This window comes from Uliginosibacterium silvisoli (assembly GCF_036017035.1).
Classification (GTDB): Bacteria; Pseudomonadota; Gammaproteobacteria; order Burkholderiales; family Rhodocyclaceae; genus Viridibacterium; species Viridibacterium silvisoli.
The window spans coordinates 1,212,722-1,228,918 of sequence record NZ_JAYXHS010000001.1 but is presented as its reverse complement, the minus strand read 5'-3'; the positions used below and the strand labels follow the sequence as shown (position 1 = coordinate 1,228,918).

Annotated in this window: 16 protein-coding genes; 11 read left to right on the top strand and 5 right to left on the bottom strand. The window is 63.3% G+C overall.

Translation table 11 applies throughout. The features are described from left to right. Positions 1-68: 68 nt before the first annotated feature. The 8 genes from VVD49_RS05700 (at position 69) to cynS (ending at position 6,499) form a co-directional block, all read left to right on the top strand. Positions 69-653 carry a hypothetical protein gene (locus tag VVD49_RS05700; protein ID WP_327598167.1) on the top strand — a complete coding sequence of 195 codons (585 nt, stop codon included), beginning with the start codon at positions 69-71 and terminating at the stop codon, positions 651-653. Between the two features lie 168 nt (positions 654-821). Further along, positions 822-1,343, top strand: coding sequence for a C40 family peptidase (locus VVD49_RS05695; RefSeq protein WP_327598166.1), 522 nt, complete (start codon positions 822-824; stop codon positions 1,341-1,343). A 41-nt stretch (positions 1,344-1,384) separates the two neighbouring features. Then, positions 1,385-2,029, top strand: coding sequence for a hypothetical protein (locus tag VVD49_RS05690; protein ID WP_327598165.1), 645 nt, complete (start codon positions 1,385-1,387; stop codon positions 2,027-2,029). Positions 2,030-2,138: 109 nt separating this feature from the next. Beyond that, a complete protein-coding gene (locus VVD49_RS05685) occupies positions 2,139-2,873 on the top strand; it encodes a DJ-1/PfpI family protein (protein WP_327598164.1) in 735 nt (244 codons plus the stop codon). Between the two features lie 19 nt (positions 2,874-2,892). Then, the gene (locus tag VVD49_RS05680) at positions 2,893-4,242 is read left to right on the top strand and encodes a CmpA/NrtA family ABC transporter substrate-binding protein (protein WP_327598163.1); all 1,350 of its coding nucleotides are present in this window, start codon (positions 2,893-2,895) and stop codon (positions 4,240-4,242) included. A 59-nt stretch (positions 4,243-4,301) separates the two neighbouring features. Beyond that, positions 4,302-5,144, top strand: a complete 843-nt coding sequence (gene ntrB, locus VVD49_RS05675; protein WP_327598162.1) for a nitrate ABC transporter permease — start codon at positions 4,302-4,304, stop codon at positions 5,142-5,144. A 6-nt stretch (positions 5,145-5,150) separates the two neighbouring features. Beyond that, complete coding sequence (locus tag VVD49_RS05670) at positions 5,151-6,029, top strand: ABC transporter ATP-binding protein (RefSeq protein ID WP_327598161.1); 879 nt, start codon at positions 5,151-5,153, stop codon at positions 6,027-6,029. A gap of 26 nt (positions 6,030-6,055) precedes the next feature. Continuing rightward, positions 6,056-6,499, top strand: a complete 444-nt coding sequence (cynS, locus tag VVD49_RS05665) for a cyanase (RefSeq protein WP_327598160.1) — start codon at positions 6,056-6,058, stop codon at positions 6,497-6,499. 92 nt (positions 6,500-6,591) lie between these two features. Here the strand turns inward: cynS and VVD49_RS05660 are convergent, their stop codons facing one another. Beyond that, the gene (locus tag VVD49_RS05660) at positions 6,592-8,259 is read right to left on the bottom strand and encodes a tetratricopeptide repeat protein (RefSeq protein WP_327598159.1); all 1,668 of its coding nucleotides are present in this window, start codon (positions 8,257-8,259) and stop codon (positions 6,592-6,594) included. 282 nt (positions 8,260-8,541) lie between these two features. On the opposite strand from VVD49_RS05660, the gene VVD49_RS05655 reads away from it, so the two are divergent. Both VVD49_RS05655 and VVD49_RS05650 read left to right on the top strand, forming a co-directional pair. Then, the gene (locus VVD49_RS05655) at positions 8,542-9,015 is read left to right on the top strand and encodes a nuclear transport factor 2 family protein (RefSeq protein ID WP_327598158.1); all 474 of its coding nucleotides are present in this window, start codon (positions 8,542-8,544) and stop codon (positions 9,013-9,015) included. Between the two features lie 147 nt (positions 9,016-9,162). Continuing rightward, complete coding sequence (locus VVD49_RS05650; RefSeq protein WP_327598157.1) at positions 9,163-9,804, top strand: PEP-CTERM sorting domain-containing protein; 642 nt, start codon at positions 9,163-9,165, stop codon at positions 9,802-9,804. 82 nt (positions 9,805-9,886) lie between these two features. On the opposite strand, the gene VVD49_RS05645 is transcribed toward VVD49_RS05650, so the two are convergent. The 4 genes from VVD49_RS05645 to VVD49_RS05630 all read right to left on the bottom strand — a co-directional run bounded on the left by VVD49_RS05645 (position 9,887) and on the right by VVD49_RS05630 (position 14,194). Further along, positions 9,887-10,447, bottom strand: a complete 561-nt coding sequence (locus tag VVD49_RS05645) for an NUDIX hydrolase (protein ID WP_327598156.1) — start codon at positions 10,445-10,447, stop codon at positions 9,887-9,889. A gap of 57 nt (positions 10,448-10,504) precedes the next feature. Next, positions 10,505-11,776 carry an O-acetylhomoserine aminocarboxypropyltransferase/cysteine synthase family protein gene (locus VVD49_RS05640; protein WP_327598155.1) on the bottom strand — a complete coding sequence of 424 codons (1,272 nt, stop codon included), beginning with the start codon at positions 11,774-11,776 and terminating at the stop codon, positions 10,505-10,507. Positions 11,777-11,934: 158 nt separating this feature from the next. After that, on the bottom strand, positions 11,935-12,657 hold the full coding sequence (locus VVD49_RS05635) for a uracil-DNA glycosylase family protein (protein ID WP_327598154.1): 723 nt from the start codon (positions 12,655-12,657) through the stop codon (positions 11,935-11,937). Positions 12,658-12,664: 7 nt separating this feature from the next. Further along, on the bottom strand, positions 12,665-14,194 hold the full coding sequence (locus VVD49_RS05630; RefSeq protein WP_416384882.1) for an AmpG family muropeptide MFS transporter: 1,530 nt from the start codon (positions 14,192-14,194) through the stop codon (positions 12,665-12,667). A 295-nt stretch (positions 14,195-14,489) separates the two neighbouring features. Between VVD49_RS05630 and VVD49_RS05625 the strand changes: the two genes are divergently transcribed. Further along, on the top strand, positions 14,490-16,196 hold the full coding sequence (locus VVD49_RS05625) for a DUF1800 domain-containing protein (protein ID WP_327598153.1): 1,707 nt from the start codon (positions 14,490-14,492) through the stop codon (positions 16,194-16,196). Position 16,197: the final 1 nt, after the last annotated feature.

Here is a 16,197-nt window from a genome sequence, read left to right as displayed (position 1 = left end):
TAGGTACGAAGGCGGTGATACCAGCCAGCCTCTATGTTGAATCTTGTCGCGCAGGGCAGGAGATCGTCGTGGCAGAGAAAACGACCGACAGCACAGTGCAGCCGCTCCCCAGCGGCATGGCAGCCGCCGCCTGCCTGGCAGGCATTGCGGCATTGATTGCGCTTTATGAGACCGGCCTGCTCAGGCCGGACCCGCCAGCACCCGAAGACGCCGTCGCAGCCATTCTGGCGGCCGACCCTCCGGCTGCCGGCCTGCGCACGGAGCCGGCCCTGATCGCCCCGGGCAACGCCACCGACCGCTTCGGCGAACTCGATGACAAGGCACTCCGGGAAGCGCTCACCGAGGCCAATATCCACAACAGGGTGGGACAGGAACCGATGCCGGACTGGCTGGCCGACGATTACCGCACCTTCCGCCGCATCGGCCGGGCTGCTGCACGCCTGCTCGATGGCTGGCGCCTGGCGGGCACGGCGACCGATCTGGAAGTCATCAAGCATCGCTATCTCGAAGCGATCGGCCGCGATGGCAACAGCCCGCTCCCCTTCGATGCGCGCATCGACAACGCCCGACTGAGCCAGGCCATCGTGGCCGCGTTCAACGCCCAGAACGGCACGCGTGCCACACGCATGGAAGGCATCGTCGAGGCGCGCTAGACGATCGCTGCACACGCCCCGGCATACTCGGGCGCGCGGCAAAACTGCCACGCCCACAGCGCTCTGCCCTTAGGTACAAGGGCGCCGACACCACCCAGCCTCTATGTTGAATCTGCCGTGCCCTGCGAGAGGCATGCCGGTGCGCACCATTTCAACGACGGGGCTCTCATGAATTCCTGCATCCAGAAGCTGATCGACATTGCCCAGAAGGAAGTCGGCACGCGCGAACAAGGTGGTAACAACACCGGCGCGCGCATCGTCGAATACCAGGGCGCTACCTGGCTGGCACCAGGCGCGTGGCCATGGTGTGCGGCGCTGACCTCCTGGGTGATGCGCGAATGGCTCGAAGACGAGGAGGTGCGCAGGACGCTGCAGCTGGCATCTTTCTCCCTCGCGGACAAATGGCGCTGTCGTGACGCAAGCGCCTTCGGCTGGGAGAAGTGGGCGGTACAGCGCAAGCTGAAGCTGCTGCCGGAAACCGAGAAGGCGCGCGCCGGTGACTTCGTGGTCTTCGACTTCTCGCATATCGGGCTGGTCATCGAGGATCAGCCCAGGCCGACGAACAAGATCAGGACCATCGAAGGCAATACCAACGGCAAGGGCGAGCGCGATAGCGTGACCGGCGACGGCGTGTGGCTCAAGGAGCGCGTGCCGAGCCTGGTGAAGAGCTACATCCGGATTTTTGATTGAGCTAGCCCGGCAACGGCAGCGCCGGGCTCGGGAGGAGCGTTATGGCAGAGCAGACGACACAGAGCTGGTGGCAGACCTTGCCCGGCATCATGACCGCGGCGGCGGGGTGCATCTCGGCAATTACCGCGCTGATCATCGCCCTGCATCAGGCCGGCCTGTTCAAAGCGGAGGACAAGGCAGCCGAGCCCTCGCCAGCCGCCGTGCTGGCTGCGGAGCCTCCCGCCGCCGGGGTACACAAGGGCGGGGCCGACATCGCGCAACCCGCGGGCCAGCCAGGTCCGGCGACGGGCCAGGACACAAGCGCCGAGCACGGCAACGCGCCTTCGGGCCGTCTCGGCGCGCCCGATGACAAGGCCTTGCTGGCCGAGCTCGAACAAGCCAATGTCGGCAATAGCGTCGGCAAGGGGGCAATGCTCAGCTGGCTGGGCGATGACGACCGCACCTACCGCCGTATCTCGCTCGCCTCGGCACGTCTGCTCGATGGCAAGCGCCTGAAGGGCACGGCCACCGATCTGGACGTCATCAAGTACCACTACCTCGAAGCCGTCGGCCTCAGTGGTGACGGGCAATTGCCGGTCGATGCGCAAGTCGATGATGCCAGGCTGCGGCAGGCCATCATCACGGCATTCAACGATAAGAACGGTACCAGTGCCAGGCGCCTGGAAGCCATCGTCGAGGTGCGCTGACCCCCCCGGCACCAGCTCCTGTAGTTCCAGCACTACAAAACAATCACATTTGTCGTGATACCGCCGTGGCGTCGTAACGCAGAAGATGCGTTCGACACACGGGGGTTTCATGCCACGCTCTGCAACACACACCACTCATATTCCAGGCTTCCGCCTCGGCATCTACGTCTTCAGGGACGCAGAGGTGCTCGACTACGCGGCGGTGGCGGGGGTGTTGTCAGTCGCGCGTCGTATCGACCCCGAGATCGACGTCTTCCTCATCGGCGAAGTGTTGCGCCCGGTGTCGACGCAGGCCGGCATCAGCGTGCTGCCCAGCTACGCGCTGAGCGACGCACCCGCCATCGATGCGCTACTGCTTCCCGGCGGCCCCGGCGCGCGGCCGGAGATGCACAACCGCAAATTGCACGACTACATCCGCAGCCTGCCGCCGAGCTGCCTGCTGGCCAGCGTCGGCACCGGCGCGTGGATCTATGGCCGCATGGGCTTGCTCGATGGCCTGTCGGCCACGTCCCGCAAGGAGGCTGATCGGCTCGAGGCCTCGCACATGGGCAAGACGCCGATCGACCGCCTCGCCGAGATCGCACCGCGTTGCCGTGTCAGCCGCGCACGCGTGGTCGACGCCGGCCGTCTCATCACCAGCAGCGGCATCAGCTCGGGCGTCGAACTGGGCCTGCACCTTTTGCGCCGCGCCGGCCATGACGAACGCGTCATCGAGGAGGTGGTGCGCGTCATGGAGTACCAGCGTGGCTACGCCGTGTATCGCGACGACATCGAATTCATTACGCCCATTTCCGAACCGGACGCGTCCGTCCACGCGCCTGCCATCCAGTCCGTGCCAGCCTGAAACGAAAGGAATCCGCATCATGTCGATCTTCCGCAACCCCTTTGATCCCGAGGTGCGCCTGCACAAGGGCTGTAGCTGCGGCCAGCACAGCAGCCAGGCCGAGCACGACACGAGTGTGCAGACGGCACAGGACAGGGCGGTGGAAAGCGCCGTGATGCGCGCGCTGTTCCCCGACGACAATCTGCGGCGCAACTTCCTGCGCTCGGTTGGCGCGGGCACGGCACTCGCAGCGATCTCGACACTGTTTCCGCTGGGCAGCGCCAAGGAAGCCTTCGCGCAAAGCGGCGGCAAGCTGGAGAAGCAGAAGCTGAAGGTCGGCTTCATCCCGATCACCTGCGCCACGCCCATCATCATGGCTGCACCGTTGGGCTTCTATTCGAAATACGGCCTCGACGTGGACGTGGTGAAGACGGCGGGGTGGGCGGTGATCCGCGACAAGGCGATGAACAAGGAATACGACGCCGCCCACATGCTCTCGCCTATGCCATTGGCAATCTCCATGGGTGTCGGCTCGACGCCCGTGCCATGGTCGGTACCCGCCATCGAGAACATCAACGGCCAGGCCATCACGCTGGCGATGAAGCACAAGGACAAGCGCGACCCCAAGCAGTGGAAGGGCTTCAAGCTGGCCGTGCCGTTCGACTATTCGATGCACAACTACCTGCTGCGCTACTACCTCGCCGAACACGGCATCGACCCGGACAGCGATGTGCAGATCCGCGCCGTGCCGCCGCCGGAAATGGTCGCCAACCTGCGTGCGGAAAACATCGACGGCTTCCTCGGCCCGGACCCGATGAACCAGCGCGCGGTGTATGACGGCGTGGGCTTCATCCACATGCTCACCCGCGACATCTGGGACGGTCACCCATGCTGCGCCTTCGGTGCCAGCAAGGAGTTCGTGACGACGATGCCGAATACGTATCAGGCGCTGCTGAAAGCCATCATCGACGCCGCTGCGCATGCCAGCAAGGCCGAGAACCGCAAGGAGATCGCCACGGCGATTGCACCGGCCAACTACCTCAACCAGCCCGAGACGGTGATCGAACAGATCCTCTCCGGCACCTTCGCCGACGGCCTCGGCGCAGTGAAGAAAGTGCCGGACCGCATCGAGTTCGACCCCTTCCCCTACGAGTCATTCGCGGTGTGGATCCTCACGCAGATGAAGCGCTGGGGGCAGATCAAGGGCGACGTGGACTACAAGAAGATCGCCAGCGATGTCTTCCTCGCCACCGACGCGGCGCGCTTGATGAAGAGCAATGGCTTTGCGCCACCGGAGAGCACGACGAAGAAATTCTTCGTCATGAAGAAGGAGTTCGATCCGGCGAAACCCGAGGACTACATCAAGAGCTTTGCGATCAAGCGCACTTGATCCCCCTGCCGTCATTCCCGCGAAAGCGGGAATGACAGTGAATATGAATGTCGGACACCATGAACAAAACCAAACCCTGGCTCGCGCCACTCCTCTCCCTGCTGATCCTGTTGGTCGCTCTCTCCGCCTGGCATCTCGCCACGCGACCGAAGGAGGCAGCGGTCATTGTCGACCCCGAATACGCCGCACTGGTCGGCGGTGCGGCGGCCACCGGAGCGAAGAGTGCCTTCCCCGGTCCGGCCGATGTCGGGGCGAAACTCTGGGAGCACATCAAGGATCCGTTCTACGACCGCGGCACCAATGACAAGGGCCTCGGTATCCAGATCGGTTACTCCATTGCGCGCGTGATGGCTGGATATCTGCTGGCCGCGCTGGTGGCGATTCCGCTCGGCTTTGCCATTGGCATGTCGCCGCTGATCTACCGCGCGCTGGACCCGTATATCCAGATCCTCAAGCCGATCTCGCCGCTGGCATGGATGCCGCTGGCGCTGTACACGATCAAGGACTCGGGCATCTCGGCGATCTTTGTCATCTTCATCTGCTCGATCTGGCCGATGCTCATCAACACCGCCTTTGGCGTGGCTAGCGTGCGCCGCGACTGGCTCAATGTGGCGCGCACGCTGGAGGTATCGCCGCTGCGCACAGCCTTCTGCGTGATCCTGCCCGCGGCGGCGCCGACCATCATGACGGGCATGCGCATCTCCATCGGCATCGCCTGGCTGGTGATCGTTGCGGCCGAGATGCTGGTCGGCGGCACCGGCATCGGCTACTTCGTGTGGAACGAGTGGAACAACCTTTCCATCACCAACATCTTCACCGCCATTCTCGTCATCGGCCTCGTCGGCATGCTGCTCGACACGGCGCTGGCACGGCTGGCGCGCCTCGTCAGTTACAAGGAATAAGCGGACATGTCCTTCCTCAAGGTTGAATCCCTCGCACGACGCTATGACAAGGCCGGCCCGGCGGTTTTCGAGAACGTCGATTTCGGCATCGCGCGCGGCGAGTTCGTCTGCATCATCGGCCACTCGGGTTGCGGCAAGACGACCATCCTCAACGTACTCGCCGGCCTCGACGAAGCCAGCGGCGGTCACGTCTTCATGGACGGCCGCGAAGTGCGTGGCCCCTCGCTGGATCGCGGCGTGGTATTCCAGAGTCATGCACTCATGCCGTGGATGACGACGCTCGCGAATGTCGAGTTCGGCGTGCGTTCGCGCTGGCCCGAATGGTCGCGCGCACAGGTCGGCGCACACAGCACGAAGTATCTGGAGATGGTCGGCCTCGGCAAGGCACTGCACAAGAAGCCGAGCGAGCTTTCCGGTGGCATGAAGCAGCGCGTGGGTATCGCCCGCGCCTTTGCCATCGAGCCGAAGATGCTGCTGCTCGACGAGCCCTTCGGCGCGCTCGATGCGCTCACGCGCGGCACCATCCAGGACGAGCTGCTGTCCATCGTGCAGGCCACGCACCAGACCGTGTTCATGATCACGCACGATGTCGACGAGGCCATCCTGCTCGCCGACAAGATCCTGCTCATGAGCAACGGCCCGCAGGCGCGCATCGCCGAGATCGTCGAAGTGACGATGCCGCGCGACCGCACGCGCAGCAGCATCCACCACGACCCGCAGTACTACCGTATCCGCAATCACCTCGTCGACTTCCTCGTCAGCCGCTCCAACGACTACGCCGGCCTGCCGGCCAGCGAGCCGCTCGTAGTAAGGCCCGGCCTGGAAGAAGACGCCCCCATTGAATCCCATCCCCCCGGCGCACCTGTCGTGCGCCTCGTTTCCTGATCCCCCACTTGTCCAAGGAGAGCACCATGAACCGTTATGACGTCACCGAAATGATTGTCGCCAAAAAGATCCAGAAGAAACTGAAGTGGTCGCAGATCGCCGAAGTGGTCGGCCTGTCGAAAGAATGGACCACCGCCGCGCTGCTCGGCCAGATGACGCTCAGCGAAGAGCAGGCCACAAAGGTCGGCGCCCTGTTCGAGTTGCCCGAGGAAGCCATCAACCTGCTGCAGGTCGTGCCCTACAAGGGCTCGCTGCCGACCTCGGTGCCGACCGACCCGCTGATCTACCGCTTCTACGAACTGGTGAGCGTGTACGGCACCACCTTCAAGGAACTCATCCACGAAGAGTTTGGCGACGGCATCATGAGCGCAATCGACTTCAAGATGGACCTGAAGCGTGAGGCAAACCCCATGGGGGACCGCGTGAGCATCACGATGAGCGGGAAATTCCTTCCCTACAAGACCTATTGAGGCATGTATCAAGGGACCGCGCGCAGCGCTGGCTGCCCTGGCGCGCGCGCCTTGCTCCACGCCTCATCAGACTGAAGGCTTTGGGCCTGAGCTCAGCCTGCGCTCGCGCCCTGTGCAGCAACACGCTCGAGCACCTGCAGATAGGTGCGCGCCTCGGCCGTCGGCTCGGCATCGGGATAGTGGCGGATCAGCATCTGCAACAGGCGTATGGCATGGTCGTGCTGGCGCAGGTATTCGCTCGACAGCTGTGCAGCGAGGAAGAGCACGGCTGGCGTATCGCGATGCTTGGGGAAGCGCTTGTCGAAACCCTGGATGACACGCCCGGCACGCTTGAAATCGCGCGCTTGCCAGGCACCACGCGCAATGCACAGGATCGCATCGCCGCTTTCGACGACGAACTCCGGCTGCAGACGCAGCAAGGCTTCATGGGCGTCGTAGGCCTCGCGTGCCAGGCCGGCACGTGCCAGTGACTGGATCCACACCTGGCCGTGCGCCAGTGTCTGCGCGTCATCCCCTTGCAACATGTGGAGCTGGTGCATGCGCGTATTGAGTTTCGGATCGAGTTTGTCGTAACGCATGAAGTCGCGTAGCTCGGCCACCGCATCACTCACCTTGCCCCTCGCGAGCAAGGGCTGCAGGCGCGCCTCGAGGGGATCGTCCGGCACCACAGGCACACGACCGTCACGTTGCGACTTCTCCTTCGCTTCCCGTTCGCGATGGCCGTCGAAATCAACCGTCACTTCCAGTCCCAGCTCCTGGTGGTACTGGTACAGCACGTAGCCAATCATGCAGAACAGCACCATGCCGAGATAACCGGCAATGGCCATCTCGGCAGGAAAGCGCAACCAGGGCGCCCAGTCTGCGCCAAGGGACAGGGCTAGCTGGCGGCCACCCACGAGCAACAGACAGCATGCCCACAGGATGAAATAGTTTGCCCCCATGGTGCGGAGCAGGGACACCAGGTTGGCAGGATTGAGTGCCTTGAAGAATTTGTCTTCAAGCGCGATGACGATCACCGCGGCCGGCAGCATGAGACTCAAGGCCAGCACGACCAGCCAGTACCACACAGGTTGCAATCTGAACCACAGGGCATCACCTGGTTGAGGCAGATCGAAGTCGGCGACTGCTTCGCCCGCAACAGGCAGCGTGGTCGCTACGGCTGCCGGCCCAGCCACGGTGGGCGTGTCCTCGGGCTCGGCGTGGTCTCCATCCTCGTCGCCAGCCTCCGGCGCGGGTGCTTCTGCCTCGACCGGCGCGGTAGCCGGCGAGGGATCGATGCCGATACGTTTGTCGTAGGCCGCTGCTTCACGCTGCATGGCCTCCATCGCGGCCTTTTCCTCGGCAGCTCGTACGGCCTGCAGCTGAGCCCGCACGACCGGATCGCTTTCCACACGATGCGCGACCTGCATGCTGCCAAGGGCCACAGCGATGGCGATGAACAGGACGAGAACAAGGCCGAACTTGGCCGGGCGACGCTCCGTCCCGGTCAAGGTCATATCCGGCGACTCGCTCTCGAAACGCCCCAGCGAGAAGAGATCGAGCAGGTTGAATGCATAGCGCAGGCTGAGATACGCCAGCGTCCCTTTCAGGATCACGGCAAAGCTGCCAAGAGCGACGCCCGCCAGCACGCTGCCTAGCGTGATGCAAGCGAGAAAGACCATGGGGCCGGTCTTGAGAGGGAAACCGAACAGGAACGGCAAGCGCGTCTGAAAGGGCGCAATGCCCGCCTGCTTCTCGTGAATCCTGAGCTGATCCGTCACATCTCCCCCTCTGTCATGATGGTCCGGGCATGCCGGAAAATGCACTTGTCCTTGCCGCGCGGGGCTCATTCTATACACAGGCCACAGGGCCGGTCGGAGTGAAACGTTATCCGTCGGGTATGCCACGAGGGCACCCTGCAGCTTGTAGTAGTGGCACTACACGGAAATCATGGATTCAACGATGGCGCTTCAGGGAACGGGGCCGCATGATCAGCGCCATCACGGTTGCCACTACGGCCGCATGAGCGTCGACTGCGCACGCACACTTCGAGAGGGATACACATGAACACCGCCGCTCGCCCACCCCTGCCACCCTTCACATTCGAGACCGCCGTGCAGAAAGCACGCATGGCGGAGGACGCGTGGAACTCGCGCGATCCGGTGAAGGTATCGCTGGCCTACACGGCAGACAGTGTGTGGCGCAACCGCGCGGAATTCCTGCAGGGGCGCGAAGCCATCGTCGAATTCCTCACGCGCAAGTGGGCGCGCGAGATCGAGTATCGCCTCATCAAGGAAGTGTGGGCCTGGCAGGACAATCGCATTGCCGCGCGTTTCGCCTACGAGTGGCGCGACGATTCCGGGCAGTGGTTCCGTTCGTACGGCAACGAGAACTGGGAATTCGATGCGCATGGCCTGATGCAGCGACGCCTTGCCAGCATCAACGATTTGCCGATCAGCGAAGCCGATCGCAAATTCCATTGGCCGCAGGGACGTCGGCCGGATGATCACCCCGGCTTGTCGGCCCTGGGGCTCTGAGACAGAGCCGGTCGATGGTTTTGCCGTTTCTCCGTGCAGAATGTAACGCTCACGGATATTTGCTTGATGTCTTTTCACGTGAGGCACGCGACATTAGTGCTGCGCCGACTTGCTTCTTGGCGCTCCCAATAATCCGGGCCTCACTCAATGAAAACAAAACTTCCAAAAATCCTCGCTGCAGCCCTCCTGGCAGCTTGTTGCACGCAAGCCGGTGCGACGCTCATCTCGAAGAACGACGCAGTCTTCGGCGCAAATTCCATCACCTATGACAGCGCCACCGGCATCGAGTGGCTGGACCTGACCTTGAGCACCAACAAGTCGTACAACTTCGTGTCGAGCCAGTTCGGCAGCGGCGGAATGTACGAGGGTTTCCGCTATGCCACGCATGCCGAGCTGAACCAGCTGGAGCTGGACTTCGGCTTCACCCTGATCAACAGCACCACCTATGTGACTGGCAACGGCGTACCCGCGTATAACTTCCTCTCCATGCTCGGCAACACGCGCCCACAAACCAATGGCTCAGCCAACCCATTTACCGATGGTCTGGTGAGTGGCGCCGAGGTGATGGTCGTAGGCGGCGTCTGCTACGTCGATGGCCGCTGCGACGGCTCGGCCAGCGATCAGGGTCACGCATTCAGCCGTGGCACGTACGGCACCAGCTATGCCTCGAACGATGTCGGCAGCTTCCTGGTACGTGCAGGCGACGTTCCCGAACCGGGCTCGCTGGCACTGTCCGGTATCGCACTTGCCGGCCTCTTTGCTGCGCGTCGCAAGAAGAAGCAGGCCTGACGCACACTTCGACTTTCAAATGAAAATGCCCGCTCGAACAGCGGGCATTTTTCTTTCCGATCTACGGGACAACGACCTGATGCTACAGGTAATGCACGCCTGCCACCTTCTCCACATGCGCAAGGAATCTGTCGATGCGTGCCCGATGATTGAAGGCGAACGCGAGCGTATCCACTTCGGATAAAGGCAGCCAGCGGATGTCGGCCGTTTCATTCGGCTCGTTATGCGCATTGCTCAGCGCCGGAAGCTCCTCCACCTTCGCGTACAGGCCGTGGTGGATCGTCACGTTCTGGCGTGTGCCGGTTGGCGTCGAGCTGACATCCCACGGATAGCTGAAGAACTCGCAGGTAGCGCCCGTGAGCAGTTCCTGCGCGTTGACGCCGCACTCCTCCCACACTTCGCGCATTGCGGCTTCTGCTGTGGTTTCGTCGTAGTCGAGGTAGCCGCAGGGCAGGTTCCAGTAGCCGGAGAAGTCGGGCACGCCGGTGCCGCGCTGATTGACGAGAATGTAGGGCCGGCCCTCACATTCGAGAAGAATGCATACGGCAGTCGTGACGCTGCGCGAGACCCAGATCTCGCGACCGTCAGTGGTCGTCACACATTCATTCGGACGGTTGTTGAACTTCACGGTTTCACTGCTCACGCATGGGCAGCGCGGAGCTGCGGTGGCACCGTTATACCACCGCAGCCTGTCCTGACGTCACACCGCCGCGAGCGCCTGCTCCAGATCGGCGAGGATGTCGTCGATGTGCTCGATACCGATCGACAGGCGCACCGTGTCTTCCGTGACGCCGGCCTTGACCAGTTCTTCCGGCCCGAGCTGGCGATGCGTGGTCGATGCAGGATGGCAGGCCAGCGACTTGCTGTCGCCGATGTTCACGAGGCGCGTGATGAGCTTGAGCGCATCCTGGAAGCGCGCGCCGCCTTCACGCCCGCCCTGTACGCCGAAGGTGAGGATGCCGGACGGCTTGCCGCCGAGATACTTCTTCGCCAGCGCGTGGTCGGCGTGATCTTCCAGCCCCGCGTAGTTCACCCAACCGACCTTGGCGTGCGCCTGGAGATAGCGCGCCACCTTGATGGCGTTGTCGGTGATGCGCTCGACGCGCAGACCGACCGTCTCGATGCCTTGCAGGATGAGGAAGGCGTTGAACGGGCTGATCGCGGCGCCGGTATTGCGCAGGGGCACGACGCGCGCGCGACCGATGTAGGCGGCCGGCCCGAGGGCTTCCGTATAGACGACGCCGTGGTACGACACGTCCGGCTCATTGAGGCGGCGGAAGCGCTCCTTGTGCTCGGCCCACGGGAACTTGCCGGAGTCGACAATCGCGCCGCCGAGGCTGGTGCCGTGGCCGCCGAGATACTTGGTCAGCGAGTGTACGACGATGTCGGCGCCGAACTCGATCGGGCGCAACAGGTAAGGCGTGGCGACGGTGTTGTCGACGATCAGCGGTATGCCATTGCGATGCGCGATGTCGGCCAGCGTTTCGATGTCGGTGATGTTGCCGAGCGGATTGCCGATGGTCTCGGCGAAGATCGCTTTCGTGCGCGCGTCGATGAGCTTCTCGAACGAGGCCGGATCGCGCGGGTCGGCGAAGCGCGTCTCGATGCCGAACTGCGGCAGCGTGTGCGCGAAGAGGTTGTAGGTGCCGCCATACAGCGTCGCCGACGAGACGATGTTGTCGCCTGCTTCGGTGATGGTCTGGATCGCATACGTGATCGCCGACTGACCCGACGCGAGGGCAAGCGCGGCGATGCCACCCTCGAGCGCCGCGACACGCTTCTCGAGCACGTCCTGCGTCGGGTTCATGATGCGCGAGTAGATGTTGCCCTGCACCTTCAGGTCGAACAGGTCGGCGCCGTGCTGCGTGTCGTCGAACGCGTAGGCAACCGTCTGGTAGATCGGCACGGCTACGGCATGCGTGGTGGGGTCGGGCGCGTAGCCGGCGTGCACGGCAAGGGTCTCGAATTTCATCATCCATCCTGTGTCTCGTTGTCGAGACAGCAGTATAGGAGTCGGTTTGCGAGGCCCTTCCAACTTAACGCAATATGCTTTGCGCTTTATTTTCCGGCATTTCCGATGCGCTTTTGACGCGCATCAAGGTGCGTCGGAACACACCTTCACCACCGCATTCAGGCCTGCCAGACGCCCTGCGCCAGCATCTGCTTCGTCGCTGCTTCGGACCAGCCGCGATTCGCCGCCGGACTCGCCGGGCTGGGGTGGAGCACTCGGCCATAGCGCACGTCGAGCCCCGCACACGCGAGGCGCGAGCGGTCTTCTGCCCAGGCGCCGACGCCGATCACCCAGTCCGGCTGCAGCGTCTCGACCATGATGCGCAAATGCGCATCGCATGCGGCGAGCAAAGGGAGTTGCTCCTTCGCGGGCAGTTTGTCGGGCGTGGCGTTGCGGCCTTCCTCGAAGAAAGCCAGCGGGCAGTAGTTGGCCACGAAGTGGTCGACAAAGAAGTTTTCAGCCGTGCCGAAGCGCTCGGCGAACAGGCCCCACAGGCGACGGCCGCTGACTTCCGAGCGCGGACAGGCGAAGCCTTCGATGGGGCGCTTGGGGTTCTGTAAGGCGGGCACTTTCACTTCGGCTTCGATGCCCATCCAGTCACGCACGGCTGCGACCTCGCCGAAGGGCACGCCGACCTGCACCATGCCGAAAGGCCCGGGATTCATGCCGACGAAAATCACTTTCTTGGCGCTGTTGCCGAAGCGCTCCAGGTAGATCTCGTGCGGCGCCCAGGCGTAATCCAGCGGGTTGTAGACGTGGCTGATGGGCGCAGCAAAGCGCATGGCATCAACTTCGGCGGACAGGTTGCGGGCAGCGGCGATCAGGTGTTGCGCAATGCTCATCAGGAACTCATTCGGTTTGGGTGGAAGTGGGGGACTCTGACAGGGCGAGCAATTGCGTTCGCATCCACCAGACCATCGCTACGCCCGGCAGGGCAAATACGACGGAGAGGATGAAGAAGCCAGACCAGCCAATGCTTTCAGAAAGAACTCCTGACAAGGGGCTGACGTAGATCCGGCCGACCGCGGCAAACGCCGAAAGGAGTGCGTAGTGCGTTGCCGTGAAACGCCGATTGCACAGGCCCATCAGCAAGCCGACGAAAGCGACCGTACCCATGCCGCCCGTGATGTTCTCGCCGGCAATGACGGCCAGCAGCAGGAAGTCGAGTGATGCGGGCGCTTTCAGCGCAACGATGACCCAGTCGAAGGGCTGCACCATGACCGCCCCCCAGGCGCCCTTGCCCATCACCGCCAGCGCATAGAAGCCCAGGTTCGACAGCAACTGGAAGAAGCCGAACAACAGCAGCGCGCGATACAGCCCGAGGCGCAGCATGAGGAAGCCGCCGATGAAGGCGCCAAAGATGGTAAGCCAGAAGCCGATCAGCTTGACTGCGATGCCGACCTCGGCCTGGTTGAAGCCCATGCCGCGGATCAGGAACGGCGTTGTCAGGCTGCCTGCAAAGGCATCGCCCAGCTTGTAGAGGATGATCAGCAGCAGGAAGGCTGCAGCGCCCTGCTGGGAAAAGTAACTGCTGAGGGATTGATTGAGTGTCTCGAATTTCGCCAGGCGCGCACCCCACCAGGCGAGCGGCAGGGCCACGGCGATCTCGGCCACGACAAACAGCAGCTGTATCCACTTGTTCGGATCATCGGGTCGCAGACCCGCCAGGATCAACAACTCGTGTGCCAGCCAGTAACCCAGTACAACCCCTGCCAGCATGGCGGCAAAGCCGCGCAGTTCGCCGAGGGGATTGGATGCCAGCGGCTTCGACTCGCTGCTCACGCGCGGCGCAAGCAGCAGCGACACGACAGCGGCGACGAGCATGATGACGGCCATCACGCCATAGACGCGCGGCCAGGATTGCCACTGCTCGGCCCACAGCAGCGACACGCCACCGGAGAGGATCATCGCAAGGCGATAGCCGAAGACATTCAGCGACGCCCCCAGGCCGTACTCCGACTTCTCGGTCAGCAGATCCGTGCGATAGGCGTCAATGACAACGTCTTGCGAGGCGGAGAGAAAGGCCAGCGCCAGCGCCGCCAATGCAAAGCTGCCCAGATCGAGCCTGGGGGACAGGCCCGACATCAGGAACAGCACCCCCGCCAGCGCCAGCTGCGTCAGCACCAGCCAGCCGCGCCTGCGCCCCAGCCAGGGCGGTTCGAAGCGGTCCATGAGCGGCGCCCACAGGAACTTGAAGGTGTACGGCACGCCCACCAGACCGAGGAAGCCGATGGTGGCAAGGTCCAGCCCATCCACCGTCAGCCAGGCCTGCATCGCTTGCCCGGTCAGGGCCAGCGGCAAGCCGGACGCAAAACCGGTGAACAGGATGATCAACATGCGCCGCGACAGCAGCGCACGCCAGACGGGGGCTTGGCTCATGCGTTCTCTTTTTGTTTGGACGGGCGACGGGAGGCGCGCCAGACGTCCGATTATCGCCGAATTGCCGGGCTGGACGTGGGCGCCCGGATACGCAGTGTTACCCCCGCTCCGATCATGCTTGTTTTCATACCGTCCGACTTCGCTCGGCCACGCGTCCGGACCCACCCATCCCGCATCCATTTCCGCTGGTCAGCGCTTTTTCCGACCCGTCCGGGCCTTACTAGAATGCCGCCAATAACAAAAATTTACAGGATGGGTCTGTATGTTTATCGAGAGGGGGCTGCGCATGCGGCACATGAATATCTGGGCAGTCTTGCTGCTGAGCAGCGCGCTGGCCGCCTGCGGCGGTGGGGGCGGCGGTGGCGGCAAGGGTGGCAGTTCGGGCGCCTCGTCGTCCGCGTCGAGCGAGATCAACCTGCCGGGCACGCCGCTCACCCAGCAGACCGCGGCACGTCTTCTTGTCCAGGCCAGCTTCGGCCCGACCCAGGCCACCATCGACGGCATGACCGGCAACACGGCGGAAACCTGGATCGCGCGCGAGTTCGAAAAACCGCAGGCCAGTGCGCTCGAGTACGTCGACCAGTTTGCGCCGACCACCCCTACACAGAACATGTTCTGGGAGAGCTTCTGGAAGGGCGCCATCTCCGGCCAGGACCAGTTGCGTCAGCGCATGGCCTACGCCCTGTCGCAGATCTTCGTCATCTCCTTTGACGGCGATGGCATCACCGTGCGCGGCGTTGCGTCTTACTACGACATGCTGGGCCGCAACGCCTTCGGCAACTTCCGCACCCTGCTGCAGGATGTCTCCCTGCACCCGATGATGGGGACCTACCTGACGCACATCCGTAACCAGAAGGAGAACGTGGCGACGGGGCGCGTGCCGGATGAGAACTACGCCCGCGAAGTGATGCAGCTCTTCACCATCGGCCTGTACCAGCTCAATCTCGATGGCACGCCCAAGCTCGCCGGCGGCAATCCCGTCGAGAGCTACACCAATACGGACGTCAGCGGACTCGCCAAGGTGTTCACCGGCTGGAGCTGGGGCGGGCCGGACATCACCGATACGCGCTTCTATGGTGGCGGCACGCAGGACCCCAATCGCGATGTCATTCCGATGCAGGCCTATCCCAAGTTCCACTCGGTATCGACCAAGGCTTTCCTCGGCACGACGATCGCCGCACAAGGCACGGCCAATCCGGCAGCCAGCCTGAGCGCGGCGCTCGATACTCTGTTCAATCACCCCAACGTCGGTCCTTTCATCGGCAAGCAACTGATCCAGCGTCTTGTCACCAGTAATCCGAGCCCGGCCTACGTGGCACGTGTTGCCTCGGCCTTCAACAACAACGGTGCGGGCGTGCGCGGCGACATGAAGGCGGTGATCCGCGCCATCCTGCTCGACAGCGAGGCGCGCGACCTGACGACGGCGCAGGGCAACAACTTCGGCAAGCTGCGCGAACCCGTCATCCGTCTCGCCAACTGGGGCCGGGCTTTCAATGCAGCACCGTCTTCCTCGCGCTACGCCATCGGCGACACAACGAACTCGGGCAGCTCGCTCGGACAGGCGATTTTCAAATCACCTTCGGTCTTCAACTTCTACCGCCCCGGCTACGTGCCACCGAACACCGGTGCCGCGACGGCAGGCCTGGTCGTACCGGAAATGCAGATCACCCACGAGACCTCGGTGGCGGGCTACATCAACTACATGCAGGGGGTGATTCCGAGCGGCCCGAGTTCGAGCTCGGGCGTGACGGCAGACCGTGTGATCGCCAACTACGCCAGCGAGATCGCGTTGACCGACAGCCCGACCCAACTGGTCGACCGGGTCAATCTTCTCCTGCTTGCCAATGGCATGAAGGCCGCGACGCGCACACAGATCATCAATGCCGTCAGCGCGATTGCGCTGACCGGCAATGCCGCTGCCATCGACACCGCCCGCAAGAATCGCGTGTACCTCGCCATTTATCTGGCGATGGCCTCGCCCGACTACCTCGTCCAGAAATGAG